The 14,290-nt window shown below is 63.0% G+C and carries 14 protein-coding genes; 8 read left to right on the plus strand and 6 right to left on the minus strand.

What is annotated here, in order from left to right; all coding sequences use genetic code 11:
- Nucleotides 1–208 precede the first annotated feature (208 nt).
- Nucleotides 209–1,582, plus strand: coding sequence for a class II 3-deoxy-7-phosphoheptulonate synthase (locus tag O7A05_RS15950; RefSeq protein WP_337094017.1), 1,374 nt, complete (start codon nt 209–211; stop codon nt 1,580–1,582).
- A gap of 73 nt (nt 1,583–1,655) precedes the next feature.
- Here O7A05_RS15950 and O7A05_RS15955 read toward each other — a convergent pair whose 3' ends face one another.
- Nucleotides 1,656–3,236, minus strand: a complete 1,581-nt coding sequence (locus O7A05_RS15955; RefSeq protein WP_337094018.1) for a glycosyltransferase family 39 protein — start codon at nt 3,234–3,236, stop codon at nt 1,656–1,658.
- A gap of 251 nt (nt 3,237–3,487) precedes the next feature.
- On the opposite strand from O7A05_RS15955, the gene O7A05_RS15960 reads away from it, so the two are divergent.
- Nucleotides 3,488–4,192, plus strand: coding sequence for a hypothetical protein (locus tag O7A05_RS15960; RefSeq protein ID WP_337094019.1), 705 nt, complete (start codon nt 3,488–3,490; stop codon nt 4,190–4,192).
- A 215-nt stretch (nt 4,193–4,407) separates the two neighbouring features.
- On the opposite strand, the gene O7A05_RS15965 is transcribed toward O7A05_RS15960, so the two are convergent.
- The 3 genes from O7A05_RS15965 to O7A05_RS15975 all read right to left on the minus strand — a co-directional run bounded on the left by O7A05_RS15965 (nt 4,408) and on the right by O7A05_RS15975 (nt 6,646).
- Nucleotides 4,408–5,175, minus strand: a complete 768-nt coding sequence (locus tag O7A05_RS15965; protein WP_337094020.1) for an RES family NAD+ phosphorylase — start codon at nt 5,173–5,175, stop codon at nt 4,408–4,410.
- Nucleotides 5,135–5,512 carry an antitoxin Xre/MbcA/ParS toxin-binding domain-containing protein gene (locus O7A05_RS15970; protein ID WP_027166494.1) on the minus strand — a complete coding sequence of 126 codons (378 nt, stop codon included), beginning with the start codon at nt 5,510–5,512 and terminating at the stop codon, nt 5,135–5,137. The genes O7A05_RS15965 and O7A05_RS15970 overlap by 41 nt, the downstream gene beginning before the upstream one ends.
- A 63-nt stretch (nt 5,513–5,575) precedes the next feature.
- The gene (locus tag O7A05_RS15975) at nt 5,576–6,646 is read right to left on the minus strand and encodes a diguanylate cyclase domain-containing protein (protein ID WP_337094021.1); all 1,071 of its coding nucleotides are present in this window, start codon (nt 6,644–6,646) and stop codon (nt 5,576–5,578) included.
- A gap of 308 nt (nt 6,647–6,954) precedes the next feature.
- On the opposite strand from O7A05_RS15975, the gene O7A05_RS15980 reads away from it, so the two are divergent.
- Both O7A05_RS15980 and O7A05_RS15985 read left to right on the plus strand, forming a co-directional pair.
- Nucleotides 6,955–7,374 carry a GFA family protein gene (locus tag O7A05_RS15980; protein WP_337094022.1) on the plus strand — a complete coding sequence of 140 codons (420 nt, stop codon included), beginning with the start codon at nt 6,955–6,957 and terminating at the stop codon, nt 7,372–7,374.
- A gap of 78 nt (nt 7,375–7,452) precedes the next feature.
- On the plus strand, nt 7,453–7,812 hold the full coding sequence (locus O7A05_RS15985; protein ID WP_224586893.1) for a diacylglycerol kinase: 360 nt from the start codon (nt 7,453–7,455) through the stop codon (nt 7,810–7,812).
- Between the two features lie 13 nt (nt 7,813–7,825).
- Here O7A05_RS15985 and O7A05_RS15990 read toward each other — a convergent pair whose 3' ends face one another.
- A complete protein-coding gene (locus O7A05_RS15990) occupies nt 7,826–8,425 on the minus strand; it encodes a DedA family protein (RefSeq protein WP_337094023.1) in 600 nt (199 codons plus the stop codon).
- Complete coding sequence (locus O7A05_RS15995; RefSeq protein ID WP_337094024.1) at nt 8,422–8,985, minus strand: DUF1003 domain-containing protein; 564 nt, start codon at nt 8,983–8,985, stop codon at nt 8,422–8,424. The genes O7A05_RS15990 and O7A05_RS15995 overlap by 4 nt, the downstream gene beginning before the upstream one ends.
- Nucleotides 8,986–9,076: 91 nt before the next feature.
- Between O7A05_RS15995 and O7A05_RS16000 the strand changes: the two genes are divergently transcribed.
- The 4 genes from O7A05_RS16000 (at nt 9,077) to O7A05_RS16015 (ending at nt 14,275) form a co-directional block, all read left to right on the plus strand.
- Nucleotides 9,077–9,790, plus strand: a complete 714-nt coding sequence (locus tag O7A05_RS16000) for a DNA-3-methyladenine glycosylase I (RefSeq protein ID WP_337094025.1) — start codon at nt 9,077–9,079, stop codon at nt 9,788–9,790.
- Between the two features lie 198 nt (nt 9,791–9,988).
- Complete coding sequence (locus O7A05_RS16005; protein ID WP_337094026.1) at nt 9,989–11,668, plus strand: NAD+ synthase; 1,680 nt, start codon at nt 9,989–9,991, stop codon at nt 11,666–11,668.
- A 20-nt stretch (nt 11,669–11,688) separates the two neighbouring features.
- Entirely contained in the window at nt 11,689–12,096 is a 408-nt protein-coding gene (locus O7A05_RS16010) for a GNAT family N-acetyltransferase (protein WP_337094027.1), read from the plus strand.
- Between the two features lie 373 nt (nt 12,097–12,469).
- Nucleotides 12,470–14,275 (plus strand): ABC transporter ATP-binding protein, encoded by a 1,806-nt coding sequence (locus tag O7A05_RS16015; protein WP_337094028.1) that lies wholly within the window; start codon nt 12,470–12,472, stop codon nt 14,273–14,275.
- Nucleotides 14,276–14,290: the final 15 nt, after the last annotated feature.

Below are 14,290 nucleotides of genomic sequence, written 5' to 3' on the forward strand. Positions count from 1 at the left end.
TCCCCATTGGGAAGCCGAGCAGCTCAACGCATTCGCCACCACTGAAAAACCCGGCTAGAATAGGTAATCGGCTTCGTGTAAGGAGCCGCGACCTCGTATCGAGGCTGGAATGGTGGGCAAGCACGCTCGCCGGTTTGTTTGACGCAATTCCGGGCGGAAATTTTCACATTTTTCCTGGAGTTGCTCTGGAAGGGCGTTGGGTGCAGCGATGACGAAATGGTCGCCGAATTCGTGGAGAGCAAAGCCGATCAAGCAGGTCCCGGCCTACCCGGACCTTGGGGCTTTGCAAGCCACGGAAGCGCGGCTTGCAACCTATCCGCCCCTGGTTTTTGCCGGCGAGGCGCGCAAGCTGAAGAAGCAACTGGCGGCCGTAGCCGCCGGCGAAGCCTTCCTGCTCCAGGGCGGTGACTGCGCCGAGAGCTTTGCCGAGCATGGCGCCGACAACATCCGCGACTTCTTCCGCGTCTTCCTGCAGATGTCGGTGGTGCTCACCTTCGCCGGCGCGCAGCCGGTGGTGAAGGTCGGCCGCGTCGCCGGCCAGTTCGCCAAGCCGCGCTCGTCAGACAACGAGACCAAGGCCGGCGTGACGCTGCCGAGCTACCGCGGCGACATCATCAACGGCATCGAATTCGACGCCTCCTCGCGCATTCCGGATCCGGCGCGCCAAGAGATGGCGTATCGCCAGTCCGCCGCGACACTCAACCTTCTGCGCGCTTTCGCGCAGGGCGGCTATGCCAGCCTTGAGAACGTGCATCGCTGGATGCTGGGCTTCGTCGCCGACAGCCCGCAGGGAGAAAAATACGAATCGCTCGCCAACCGCATCACCGAGACGATGGATTTCATGCGCGCGGTGGGCATCACGTCCGAAACCAACTTCGCGTTGCGCGAGACCGATTTCTACACCAGCCATGAGGCGCTGCTGCTTGGCTATGAGGAAGCGCTGACACGCGTCGATTCGACCTCCGGCGACTGGTACGCAACCTCCGGCCATATGATCTGGATCGGCGACCGCACCCGCCAGCCGGACCATGCGCATGTCGAATATTGCCGCGGCATTAAGAATCCCCTCGGTCTGAAATGCGGTCCGTCGCTGACGCCGGATGGCCTGATCGAACTCATCGATCTGCTCAATCCCGAGAACGAGCCGGGCCGGCTGACGCTGATCGCTCGCTTCGGCTCCGACAAGGTCGCCGAGCACCTGCCGAAGCTGGTGCGGGCTGTGAAGAAGGAAGGCCGCAACGTCGTGTGGTCGTCCGACCCGATGCACGGCAACACGATCGAGGCAGCGGGCTACAAGACGCGGCCGTTCGACCGCATCCTCAAGGAAGTGCAGACCTTCTTCGAGGTGCACCGCGCCGAGGGCACGCATCCGGGCGGAATCCATGTGGAGATGACCGGCAAGAACGTGACGGAATGCACGGGCGGCGCCCGCGCCATCACGGCGGAGGACCTGCAGGACCGCTACCATACCCATTGCGATCCGCGCCTCAACGCCGACCAGGCGATCGAGCTCGCCTTCCTGGTGTCGGACCTGCTCAAGAAGAGCCATCCGGTGCAGCACAAGCAAGCCGCCAACGCCTGAACAGAGACTTGACGCCCATCATTGGAGGCGCTGGCGGCAACGCCAGCGCCTCTTGACGTCGGGCTGATAAACTTCAATCTGGATCGGGCGGTCCGGGCGGGTCGCCCGGGAAATTGGCTCTGCCGGGCGGAATGACGGCAAAGCTGATCTGCAAGGGCGGTGCTTTGAGCGACCAGTCGAACGGCACTGTCTTGACCGGCAGGCCGGCAATCCACGCCTGCTGTTGCGGGGAGAGCCTCCAATGGGTCGGCCACACCAGCAGCATGCCCTGATCCCGCAGCCGCTGGTCCGTGATCCAGGGGGCAAGGCGCCTGTCGAGAGTCGTGAAGATAGAGGGCTGGTCCGCAGCTTCCAGCCCGGCAAGCTGGGCCACGCCGTCCTCGCCGCCGACGATGCCTAATGGTCCTGGCACCGTCTCATGCCAGATCGCCTCGGCCGTCTGCGAGATCGATCGTGCCGGCCAGCACATCGGCTGCAGGCGACCGAGGACGTTGCAACCCGTCCAGCGGGTCACCGCATAGGCGCTCGATACGCCGACCACGCACAGCAAGGCCAGCACCATCAGCCGGCGCAATTCCACAGGTCCCAGTCGCTGGCCCAGAAGCGCGATCGCCAGGGCGCCGACGAGATTGTACATCGTCGCGCCCCAGGACTCGCCGGTGCCGGTAAACAGCGAGGCGACCATGATCAGGAGCGCCGGCCCCAGGCCCATCCATGCCAGGTAGACGACCGCGCGGCGCTCGGGGGCGGGGTGGGTCAGTAAGGGGTCTTGTGCGGGGGCGGCCTGCCGTCGCAGCAGGCCGGAAAGAGCAAGAACGACCGGAAGAGCGGCAAGCCCGGCAAGCTGAACGCCGATATAGTAAAGCCGGGCGCGGTTGGCGAGCACCCAGGCGTTGCGATTCGCAGCATAGGTCAACGGCAGGAAATCGAGGCGAACAAGCTCAATTGCCAGCGGCGCCGCGACGCCAAGAAAAACTGCGAGGCCGAGCCACGGCCATGGGGTGGCAAGCCGGCTTCGAGCACGGGTGTCGTACAAGATCCAGATGCCGCCGAAGGCGAGCAGCAAAGCCGTCGAGAGCTTGGCATAGAGTCCCAGGCCGGAAACGAGGCCGAGGGCGAGCCACCAGGCCGGCCGTCCGTCGCGCGCCGAGCGCCACAACAGCCATGAGATTGCCGCCCAGAAAGGCATCTGCGCGTAATCATGGTTGAATTGCGGGGTGGGCCAGCCGAAGAAGTAGATCGAGGGCATCAACAGTACGGCGGCGAGCGCGCGGGTCGAGCCCATGATGTCGCGCGCAAGCAGATAGACCAGGACGAAAGTCGTCGAGACCATCAATTGCGACAGCATGTATTGCGGCCAGCGGAACGAGCCGGTCAGGAGATGGCTGATCTCGAGCAGCCAGCACGGGAGCTGCGGGTGCTTATAGGTCAACAGCACCCATTCGCGGCCCCACATGAACCCCTCGACGACGTCGCGAGGCGGCCCAACATTGACGATCGCCGGCATGACGGTCCAGCAAGCGATCTGCGTCAGGCATAAAAGCGCCAGCAATCGCCATGGGTGCCGGACCAAGCCGTTCCAGATCGAAGGCAGATTGCCTTCCGCGGCGATTGCCGGCGGCCAAAGATGAACGGATTCCGTGGTTCTCGACATGCGGGCCTAAAATCATACCGGTGGATTGCTGAACAGTCCGATAGCAAAAGCTTACGAAAATGTATTCTTCCGCAACATTGTAAAACCAAGATTGCAATGGAACCCACCGCCGGCGCTTCGGGCAGGACCCGCCGGCTGATGGTTGCCTGAGCCGGCCCGCTGTTCGGAGCGCCGCGGTTCCAGAGTGCATGGTGCCGTCCGAAAACCGCTTTCCGCTTTCGGCATCATGCTCCAGCCATTCAGGTGCCTCCATGCGTCACCAGCACGCCGTCATCCATCACCGTGGGCTCGACTTCTGGTCGGCGCGCGCGGCGGTTCTCGTCATCATCTGCCTGCAGCTTCTGGTCATCAACAACCTGTCCTTCGGCCCGCGCTGGCTGGCCCCGACGGTCGAGGCGGCGCTGCTGGCGCCCCTGTCGATCGCGACGGCATGGACGCAGATGGCCACCCGCAAGGCCGTCGACCATGAGCATTGGTACGCGATCGGCCGATTGCGCCTCTATATCCGCCGCACGGCATTGGTAATGACCGGCGTCATCAGCATCATGAATTGCGGATCGCTGGTCTTCCTGGTGCGGGCGTTGCTGGAAGGGCATGCCGGCGCCGGCACGACGCTGCTCGTCGATGCGCTCAACATCTGGGTCACCAATGTGATCGTCTTTGCGCTGTGGTTCTGGAGCACCGATCGCGGCGGTCCGCCGACCTGCGGCCTCGTCAAGCGCGCGCAGGCCGACTTCCTGTTCCCGCAAATGACGCTGCCCGATCGCGAGATACAGGGCTGGCTGCCGGGCTTCGTCGACTATGTCTTCCTGGCCTTCACCAACGCCACGGCGTTCTCGCCGACCGACACTCTGCCGCTTACGCAGCGCGCCAAGCTCCTGATGATGGCCGAAGCGATGATCTCGCTCCTGACGATCGCGCTGGTGGCGGCACGGGCCGTCAACATCCTGGCCTAAAACTGTATCGATATTCAGGTGAGGTCGGCCTGCGAATGGTGGCCTCCTGCGCTTCCGGTGCTCAAGTATTTGAAGTACGCTCCGCTCCGGCCTTCGCCGGCCGGAGCCCTCATAAGTGTCTCCCTCCATGAAGGCTACGGCCGGTGTAGGCCGGTTCTCGGAGGCCACCATTCTCGGCTCGTCCTGACCCTGAATCTCGATACAGTCTTCGGAGTTCAGTAGCCGCGCTCCCAGCGCATTCCGGCAAGCCTTGGGTCCGCAAAGGCAGCGCGTGAGAATTCCAGCCTCTTCTCCGGGAATTCGCAGATCGCCTGCAGGCCGAAAGAGCCGATCCGGATGCGCCAGGTCTGCGGCTCCAGCGGCCTGGCCTTGGCAAAGCCCTTGCAGGTCAACAGCGCGATGTTGGCGCCCTTGGGATCGCGCACCGAGCGATAGCGGATCGCCTGCAACTCGGCTTCGCGCGCGACATCGGCGATCGCCTGGCAGGCGGTGTAGTCGGTAGGCTGGGTCCAGGCCTTCTCGTCGCGGTCGAGCGGCGGCCGTGTCAGGTCGATCGCGCGGTCGCATTTTATCGCGGCAGCGAAGGCAGTGTATTCCGCTGCGTCGTTCGGCCATGGCGTCGCCGGCGACTCCGCAAAGAACAGCAAGCGGTAGAAGGCCATTTCCGCCACCGCCGTCAGCACTGTCTCGGCGGCATAATAGACGCCTTTGGTCTTGCCGGCGCGGCGAAAACGCGAGCCGTATGGATAGACGGAGCCATAGCGAAAAGGCGTCGACAACAGGTAATGGAGGTGGCGGCACTCCAGCGGGATATGCGGCTTGGTGGCCTCGATGAGGTCTTCCAGCAGCGACTGCTCGTCGAGCGTATCAACGAGCTTGAGGGTCGAGACGCGGTGCTGCGCCTCGACCATGCGCCAGTACTTGCCGTCGAGCCTGACGGCCTCAGACGAGAGCGCGCCGGGAGTCCAGGTAGGCAATGACATCGACAAGTCCGGCAATCGTCAGGATTTTTTCGAGCGGCGTGCCGTCGAGCGTGGTGTTGGGGTTCTTCAGCCAGGCCCGGGCAACGGTCTCGTCCCCGCCGACGATGGCGTCGAGCGAGCGGAACAGGCGGACGAACAGCACCGCCAGCTCGAACGGCTTGGTGCCCCGTTCAAGCAGGAATTCCTGCCGGCGCATGCGCGAGACCGTTGCTTCCGACACACCGATGACCAAAGCGAGCGTCCTGGCGGTGATGTCGAGCAGATCGGCCGCGCGCAGCGTGGCCTTGGTGATAACGGCGTTTTCGGCCGCCGTCGCGGCCGCGACTGGACGTTGCATGAGTGCACCCTTTCATTTCTGTGGAAAATATAGTCCACAAAAATTCTTCTGGAAAGGGCAGTGTCAGTCTTTCTTGTAAAGCAGCCAGCCTTTGCCGGCCCGGCCGGCCGTAGCCGAGTGCTTTGTCACACGGTTGCGGCCGCCGACCTTGGAGCGATAAAGCGCCCGGTCCGCCTTGGCATAGAGATCTTCAGGGTTTTCCGCCTCCGAGGCCATGCAGATGCCCAGCGACACGGTAACGGTGCCGTAGTTCATGCCGGTCTGGCTGCTGGTGAACGGGGTCTGCTCGATCAGCGCGCGGATGCGCTCGGCGATCTCGCATGTGGCTTCCTCGCTGGCGCCCTCGACGATAAACGCGAACTCCTCGCCACCGGTGCGCGCGACGAACGTGTCGGAACGGACGCTGGATTGGAAGATCTCGGCGATGATCTGCAGGAACCTGTCGCCGACCGGATGGCCGTAGCGGTCGTTTATGTCCTTGAAATGATCGATATCCGCTAGGATCAAGGCGTTGAACAGGATGCCGCGATCGCTGTTGTAGATCCGGGTGATCTCCTTGTCGAAGGCGCGGCGGTTCCACAGCTGCGTGAGCGGGTCGGTATCGGCAAGCCGCTTGTATTCCTCGAGCTTCGACTTGACGCTTTCAAGCTCGGCCGTCTTTTCACTGAGCGTGCTGGCGACCTGGCGGCCATGGTCGATCGTCGAGCTGGTGGCGGCAGACATCGCGCCGGCGATCTTCTGGAGGATTTCCTGCGAAAGCAGGCTGCGGTTGCTGAGGCCGGTCGAGGTCTCATCGAGAATTCGGCCATACTTTTCGATATGCGAACGCTCGCTGCGCAACAGCGCGGCGATGTCCTCGAGCTCGTTGGCGACCATCTCGCGGGCATGCTCGACGATGGCCGGACCATGATGCTGGGGAAAGAAGGCGCGCCCGATGCCGTCGAGGTCCTCCTGGGTCGGGCGATTGCTCAACGAGACAACGGCAAGGCTGAGCTCGTGATTGCTGCCGGTGAGTGCCTCGTAGAAGATTTCGTAGTTGCGCGGCAGTCCGAGCACGCCGAGCTGACGCATCGTCCCCACGACGGTGCTGGCGATGTCGGTGTTCCTGTCAGTCGGAATGGCTGCCGGCTGCATATCGTGTTCACTGCCCCTTCAGTGCGACCGCAGACCTGCCTCCGCCGGGAGTCGCTCGCGGGGATTTGACTCGGAACCTTAAATGCGATGGCGCGTCCCCAACACGACTTTCGCTTGCAGGAATCATAAATGCAGCTGCGCTAAAGTTTCCTTAACAGCCTGCATTTCCTCGATGTCTTTGCTATCACAACGTGTAATTTCATGCAGGAGCAGCTTTCGAAAGGCGCCGCTTCGGTGTCGCATTTGCCTGCGACCGGCGGCCTTAAACCTGGAATTCTATCCTGCAGCGGACGATGTAGGAGGCCGGGATGGACGAAAATCACAGCGGATCATGCCTGTGCGGGGCGGTGCGCTTCAGGACGAGGGGCCCATTGCGCGGGGTGATCTATTGTCACTGTACGCAGTGCCGCAAGCAGAGCGGGCATTTCTACGCCGCGACCAATGTTCCAGATGCCAATATCGCGATCACCGGCGCGGAAAACCTCACCTGGTACGAAGCCTCCACCTTTGCCAGGCGCGGCTTTTGCAAGACATGTGGATCGGCGCTGTTCTGGAAGCCGAGGGACGACGCATATGTGTCGGTTCTGGCCGGGTCTTTCGACGAACCGACGAGCCTGCAGGGCGAGTGCCACATCTTCGTCGGCGACAAGGGCGATTATTATTCGATCGAGGACGGGTTGCCCCAGTTCGAGAAGTCGACGCCGTCGATAAAGGTGGCGGACGAATGATTTTTGGTTCGGCTGCCTTATTCCCTTGATCCGGCCGTTGCGATATCCCCCTGACGGTTACTCGAAACGGGGCTGGGCATGCAGCGGCTGATCGACGCTTTCATCAATTCGGTACGGGCCTTCCGCAAGCTTGCCGCACATGAGAAAGCATTCCAGCAGGAACTGATGCTGCTTGCGCTTGCCTTGCCGGCCGGCTGGTTCATCTCGGTCTCCTGGCGGGGCTATGCTCTGCTGATCGGCGCTGTGCTGCTCCTGATCATGGTCGAGGTGCTCAACACCGGCATCGAGGCGGCTTGCGACGCGATCTCGCGGGAATTCCACATCGATATCCAGCTCGCCAAGGATTGCGGGTCGCTGGCGGTGCTGATTTCCATCGTGATCGCCGGCGGCGTCTGGGGCATCGCCTTGATCGAGCGCCTTACCGGCGCGCCGATCTGATCCTCGCGATTGATCACGATCCCGCCTGGTCTTCCCTGGCGCGTTCACGCTTTGCGAAGTGATGGCCTATCAACCAGGCTACCACGGCGACAACGATGCCGACGCCAAGGGCGATGAGCAGGCGCTCATGGCGTGCAAACGCCTGGCCCACCATTTCCTCCGCGCCCAGGCCGAAGACAAAGCCGATGCCGCAGAACAGGGCCGCCCAGACCGCGGACGAGGTGGCATTCAGGATGACGAAACGCGGCACGGACACGGTCGACAGGCCGGCGGCGACGCCGCCGACCAGGCGCATGCCGTAGATATAGCGGTTGGTCAGCACGAAAATGTTGGGATGGGTGTTGAGCAGGCGGTAAGCGCGGCTGAAGCCCGGACGCCTGCGCAACAGTCTCACATAGCGATGTTCGGCGAAGCTGCGCCCCATGGTGAAGAAGAAGGTGTCGCCGGCGAAGGCGCCGACAAAGGCGGCGAGGAAAGTCTGCCACAGCACGAAAACATGCTGATGGGCAAAGAAGCCGCCAAGGATTGCCGCGCTTTCGCCTTCGGCGACGCAACCCAGGAAGACCGCGATCAGCCCGTATTGCTCGATGAGATGGTGGACGGTCTCGCTCATTCCGTTGCGGGCCGCGCCGACAGTTTCTCGTCGATGCGCCTGATCTGCTCGGCCATGCGCATGATCTCGTCCCGCATGCCGATGATCTCGCTGTGGCGCAGCTCGTCCAGCTTTTCATGCAGGGCCATGATCTCGATCTCGGCCTTCAGATTGACCTCGTAGTCGTGGGCCGCGTCGATGCGGTCACGCTCGGTCTGACGGTTCTGCGACATCATTATCACCGGCGCCTGTATCGCCGCGAGCATCGACAGCACCAGGTTGAGGAAGATGAAGGGGTAGGGGTCGAAAGCGTCGCGCGTCAGCAGCCAGGCATTGCCGACGGTCCAAACAACCAGAAAGGCAAGGAAGCCGAGGATGAAGGACCAGGAGCCGCCGATCCTGGCGATGGTATCGGCGACGCGGTCGCCATACGTCGCGTGGAAGGCGACGGCCTTGTTGGTGTCGCGGGTGATGGTGGTGCGCTCAAGCGTCGACTGGAGGACGCGGCTCTCGAGCGGACCGAAACCTTCCGGCTTCCGCTTGAGCAAACGGTTCGCCATATCCTCGACGATCTTGTTCATCTGTCCTCTCCTTCGCCCGAGCATCAATAGACGTAGAGGCTGCCGGGCCGGGCGTGAAGTGCTAGATTGCGGCGAACAGGCGAGGACAACGATGCTCGATTTCCAGAAAATCCAGGCGCGGGCGGCAAAGCGCAAGGGTGGCGAGGCGGTGCTCGCTCCGCTGCTTGGTCCTGCGCCTGACAACCAGGCGGTGGCGAAAGTCCCTGACGACCGAATTCTCTCCACCATGGCCGAGCGCGTTTTCGCCGCCGGTTTCGTGTGGCGCGTCATCGAACAGAAATGGCCGGGTTTCGAGGAAGCGTTCCTCGGCTTCGAGCCGAAGCGGCTTTTGTTCCAGCCCGACGATTTCTGGCACGAGCTGGCGTCCGACAGCCGCATCGTGCGCAACCCGCAGAAGATCAAGTCGGTGCGCGACAACGCCGCCTTCGTCGATCGCGTCTCGAAGGAACATGGCAGCTTCGGCGAATTCATCGCCGGATGGCCGGCGGACGATCAGGTCGGCCTGACCGCGTATCTCGCCAAGCATGGCAGCCGGCTGGGCGGCAACACCGGCCAGTATTTCCTGCGCTGGCTGGAATGGGACACGTTCGTCGTCTCCGCCGATATGGCGGCGGCATTGCGCGATGCCGGCCTCGATATCGCCGAGAACCCGACCTCGAAGCGGGACCTCGACAAGATCCAGGCGCAGATCAACCAATGGTCGGCCGAGACCGGCCTGCCGCGCCGCCACATCTCGCGCATCCTGGCGATGTCGATCGGCGAGAATCGCTCGGCGGAGGCGTTGCGCGAATATATGGGCGATTAGGTGGTTGGGATACGAACGTCGTCGATCGATCAGGGACATAGTCGGCTCTGCCGATTAGTCAGGATACGATCTTCGATCGATCAGGGACATAATCGGCTTCGCCGATTAGTCGGGATACGATCGATGTCCCTCGATCGATCCTAAGTGGCACAACCAAACGCCATTGCGGCGCGATTTGAGCCACGCTAAATCCGTTCCATGACCAAGACCGCTCCCGATATCCTGCGCATCGCCGTTGCCCAGCTCAACCCGACCGTCGGCGACGTCGCCGGCAATCTGGCAAAAGCGCGCGAGGCGAGGGCGGACGCGGCGCGGCAGGGCGCCGATCTGGTGCTCTATACCGAGCTCTTCCTTGCCGGCTATCCGCCTGAAGACCTGGTGCTTAAGCCTTCCTTCCTGAAGGCATGCGAGAAGGCCGTGCAGGATGTCGCCAACGACACGGCCGATGGCGGTCCCGGTGTCATCATCGGCACGCCGCTGAAGCGCCGGTCCGGCACGCATAACTCCATCGTCTTCGCCGATGGCGGCAAGATCATTGCAGAACGCTACAAGCTCGATTTGCCCAACTATGGTGAGTTCGACGAGAAGCGCGTCTTCCAGGCCGGGCCGGAACTGCAGGGTCCGGTCAATTTCCGCGGCGTGCGCATCGGCATTCCGATCTGCGAGGATATCTGGGGCGATATTGCCGTCTGCGAGACGCTGGCCGAAAGCGGCGCCGAGATCCTTTTGGTGCCGAACGGCTCGCCCTATTACCGCGCCAAGATCGACGTTCGCCACCAGATCGTCATCCGGCAGGTCATCGAAACCGGCTTGCCGATGATTTACGCCAACCAACTCGGCGGCCAGGACGAGCTGATCTTCGACGGTGCTTCATTTGCCATCGGCGCCGACAAGACGCTTGCCTTCCAGATGAGTCAGTTCGAGGAGGCGGTCGACGTCACCACCTGGAAAAGGAAGGGAGACAGCTGGGTCTGCTCGGAAGGCCCGATGTCGAAGATCCCCGATCGTGAAGAGGCCGACTATCGCGCCTGCATGCTGGGCCTGCGCGATTATGTCAACAAGAACGGCTTCAAGAATGTGGTGCTCGGCCTCTCCGGCGGCATCGACTCGGCGATCTGCGCGGCACTCGCCGTCGATGCGCTGGGCGAAGAGCGGCTGCGCACCGTTATGATGCCATATCGCTATACATCGAAGGATTCGCTGAAGGATGCCGAGGACTGCGCGCGCGCGCTTGGCTGCCGCTACGACATCGTGCCAATCTCCGAGCCTGTCGAAGGCTTCAGGCATGCGCTGACGCAGCTCTTCGAGGGCACCCAGGAAGGCATCACCGAGGAGAACCTGCAGAGCCGCGCGCGCGGCACGATCCTGATGGCAATCTCCAACAAGTTCGGCTCAATGGTGGTCACCACGGGCAACAAGAGCGAAATGTCGGTCGGCTACGCTACGCTTTACGGCGACATGAATGGCGGCTTCAATCCGATCAAGGATCTCTACAAGATGCAGGTCTACGCGCTGTCGCGCTGGCGCAATTCGCATGTGCCGCCGGGCGCGCTTGGGCCGTCGGGCGAGGTCATCCCGAAGAACATCATCGACAAGGCGCCGTCGGCGGAGCTGCGCGAGAACCAGACCGACCAGGATTCGCTGCCGCCCTATCCGGTGCTGGACGACATCCTGGAATGCCTGGTGGAGAACGAGATGAGCGTCGAGGACATCGTCGCGCGAGGCCACGACCGGGCGACGGTGACGCGCGTCGAGCACCTGCTTTACATCGCCGAATACAAGCGCAGGCAGGCGGCGCCCGGCGTGAAGATCACACGGAAGAATTTCGGCCGCGACCGCCGTTATCCGATCACCAACCGGTTCCGGGACCGCGGCTAGTCCGCCAGATTGCGCCGCGCATGCAGGATGTTGAAATCAGTTTCGACCTGTCGCGGATCGATTTCCGGGCAACCTCCGATCTGCTCATGCAAAGCTATTGGGGTGCGTCGCGAACTGACGAGGCCAACCGCCGCGCCTTCGACAACTCGCTTTGCGTGGGCGCCTATCTCGACGGCGAGCAGGTCGGGTTCGCCCGCGCAATCACCGACTACACGGTCTTTGCCTATCTTGCCGATGTCATCGTCTGGCCGGAGCGTCGTGGGCATGGCATCGGAAAACGGCTTGTGCAGGCACTCCTCGATCATCCCGATATGAAAACCGTTTCTCATTGGAGCCTTACGACCAGCGACGCTCACAGCCTCTACCAGAAGTTCGGATTCCGGGCGGAAGGACGCTACATGCGACTGGATCGCTCACCCGCTGCCTGAGGCCCGGCCACAACCCGCCGTTGTTGCAAATTCGTCTCAGTGCTTGGACCAAATGTCGTTTTGGCGACGGGCCGGCTTGGCGATCGGCTGATGCCTGCCTATAACGGCCTCTCCGCGATTCCCTTCCGGGAGGACCGTATGGCAGGATTTGACATCGTTATGCGAGGCCGCGAGGCCTAGGTCGGCGCCGGCCCTCCGATGGTTTCTCGGAGAGCCAGACGCGGAACAGGCATTTGCCGCTGCCGGCTGCCGCCTCAGGGCAGACGGCCTACCATACTGAATCTCCCGCTCTTTTGGGGCGCCGCAGGCGCGGATGCGGGTTTTCCAATTTTGATTTTACCGGGACCGGGCTCGTTCGCGCCCGGATGACATCATGGCTCGTTTCAAGATCGATCTGCGCGCGAGCGCCTTTCGCAGCGTGCTTGGCTTTACGTTCGGCCACTGGCGGCGCCAGCCGTGGCGGCTTTCGCTCATCATGGGCGCATTCCTGCTCTCGACGCTGGCCGACGTGCTGACACCTTTCTATTCCGGCCGCCTGGTCGATGCGGTCGCCAGCGGCGCCGGAACCGAGGCAGTTGCCTGGAATGCGGCGATGACGGCGTTCTCGATGCTGATCGCGCTGGCGCTGGCTGGCGTCGTGCTGCGCAATGTCGCCTTCCTGTGTATCGTCGAGTTGACGCTGAAAATGATGTCGGACATTGCCGCCGATGCCTTCCATCGGGTGCAGCGCTTCTCGACGGACTGGCACGCCAACAGCTTTGCCGGATCGACGGTACGCAAGATAACGCGCGGCATGTGGGCGCTGGACCTGCTCAACGACACGATCCTGATCGCGCTTCTGCCGTCGGTCGTCATGCTCGTCGGTTCGACGCTGCTGCTTGGCTGGTTCTGGCCGTTAATGGGGGCCGTGGTGGCCGCCGGTTCGGTGCTGTTCATCGCCGTCACGGCGATGCTGTCGCTCGGCTATGTCGCGCCTGCCGCGCGGCTCGCCAACAGCTGGGACACGCGGCTGGGCGGCTCGCTGGCAGACGCGGTGAGCTGCAACGCCGTCGTCAAGGGCTTCGGCGCGGAGACCCGCGAGGAAGCGCGGCTGGCGCGCGTCGTCGCCAAATGGCGCCTGCGCACCGGCCGCACCTGGATGCGCGGCACCGCCAACGGCACCACGCAAGGGGTGCTGCTGCTGCTGATGCGGGCGGCGGTCGTCGGTCTTGTCCTCATGCTGTGGGCCTGGGGCCAGGCGAGCGCCGGCGATGTCGCTTTCGTGCTGACCTCATTCTTCGTGCTGCAGGGCTATCTGCGCGACATCGGCACGCATATCCGCAACCTGCAGCGCTCGATCAACGACATGGAGGAACTGGTCGACTTCCAGTCCGAACCGCTCGGCATCGAGGACCGGTCCGGCGCCCGGCCGATCCGGATCACCGATGGGCACATCGCCTTCGACAAGGTGACGTTCCACTACGGCAATCACCTTCTGCCGCTCTACCGCGATTTCTCGGTCGATATCGCGACGGGCGAACGCATCGGGCTGGTCGGGCATTCGGGTTCGGGCAAGACGACCTTCGTCAAGCTGATCCAGCGCCTCTATGACGTGAACGCCGGACGGATCCTGATCGACGGGCAGGACATCTCGCAGGTCGAGCAGGCGTCGCTGCGCAGCCAGATCGCCATCGTCCAGCAGGAGCCGATCCTGTTCCACCGCTCGCTCGCCGAGAACATCGCCTATGCCAAGCCCGGCGCCAGCCAGGCCGAGATCGAGCATGCGGCCAAACTCGCCAGCGCGCATGATTTCATCACCAGCCTGCCCAAGGGCTATGGAACCCTGGTCGGCGAGCGCGGCGTGAAACTGTCGGGCGGCGAGCGCCAGCGCGTGGCGATCGCCCGCGCCTTCCTGGCCGACGCCCGCATCCTGATCCTGGACGAGGCGACGTCGAGCCTCGATTCGGAATCGGAGGTGCTGATCCAGAAGGCGATGGAGCGGTTGATGGTCGGACGCACGACCCTGGTGATCGCGCACCGGCTCTCGACGGTGCGGGCGCTCGACCGGCTGCTGGTCTTCGATCGCGGACGTATCGCCGAGGAAGGTTCGCATGACGAGCTGATCCGGCTGAACGGCGGCATCTACCGGCGGCTGTTCGAGCGTCAGGCACTCGAACTGACCAAGGGCCTCGTCGCCTGAGGAAGGATGGCGCCC

This window comes from Mesorhizobium argentiipisi (SeqCode) (genome assembly GCF_037179585.1).
In the GTDB taxonomy this organism is placed as follows: Bacteria; Pseudomonadota; Alphaproteobacteria; order Rhizobiales; family Rhizobiaceae; genus Mesorhizobium; species Mesorhizobium argentiipisi.

Excerpts from the sequence above, each read along its gene's own strand:
- O7A05_RS16000 (WP_337094025.1), top strand. The coding sequence starts at position 9,077 with ATGCTCGATTTCCAGAAAATCCAGGCGCGGGCGGCAAAGCGCAAGGGT.
- O7A05_RS15955 (WP_337094018.1), bottom strand. The coding sequence starts at position 3,236 with ATGTCGAGAACCACGGAATCCGTTCATCTTTGGCCGCCGGCAATCGCC.
- O7A05_RS15990 (WP_337094023.1), bottom strand. The coding sequence starts at position 8,425 with ATGAGCGAGACCGTCCACCATCTCATCGAGCAATACGGGCTGATCGCG.
- O7A05_RS15960 (WP_337094019.1), top strand. The coding sequence starts at position 3,488 with ATGCGTCACCAGCACGCCGTCATCCATCACCGTGGGCTCGACTTCTGG.
- O7A05_RS15950 (WP_337094017.1), top strand. The coding sequence starts at position 209 with ATGACGAAATGGTCGCCGAATTCGTGGAGAGCAAAGCCGATCAAGCAG.
- O7A05_RS15980 (WP_337094022.1), top strand. The coding sequence starts at position 6,955 with ATGGACGAAAATCACAGCGGATCATGCCTGTGCGGGGCGGTGCGCTTC.
- O7A05_RS16005 (WP_337094026.1), top strand. The coding sequence starts at position 9,989 with ATGACCAAGACCGCTCCCGATATCCTGCGCATCGCCGTTGCCCAGCTC.
- O7A05_RS15975 (WP_337094021.1), bottom strand. The coding sequence starts at position 6,646 with ATGCAGCCGGCAGCCATTCCGACTGACAGGAACACCGACATCGCCAGC.
- O7A05_RS15985 (WP_224586893.1), top strand. The coding sequence starts at position 7,453 with ATGCAGCGGCTGATCGACGCTTTCATCAATTCGGTACGGGCCTTCCGC.
- O7A05_RS15995 (WP_337094024.1), bottom strand. The coding sequence starts at position 8,985 with ATGAACAAGATCGTCGAGGATATGGCGAACCGTTTGCTCAAGCGGAAG.
- O7A05_RS16015 (WP_337094028.1), top strand. The coding sequence starts at position 12,470 with ATGGCTCGTTTCAAGATCGATCTGCGCGCGAGCGCCTTTCGCAGCGTG.
- O7A05_RS16010 (WP_337094027.1), top strand. The coding sequence starts at position 11,689 with ATGCAGGATGTTGAAATCAGTTTCGACCTGTCGCGGATCGATTTCCGG.
- O7A05_RS15970 (WP_027166494.1), bottom strand. The coding sequence starts at position 5,512 with ATGCAACGTCCAGTCGCGGCCGCGACGGCGGCCGAAAACGCCGTTATC.
- O7A05_RS15965 (WP_337094020.1), bottom strand. The coding sequence starts at position 5,175 with ATGTCATTGCCTACCTGGACTCCCGGCGCGCTCTCGTCTGAGGCCGTC.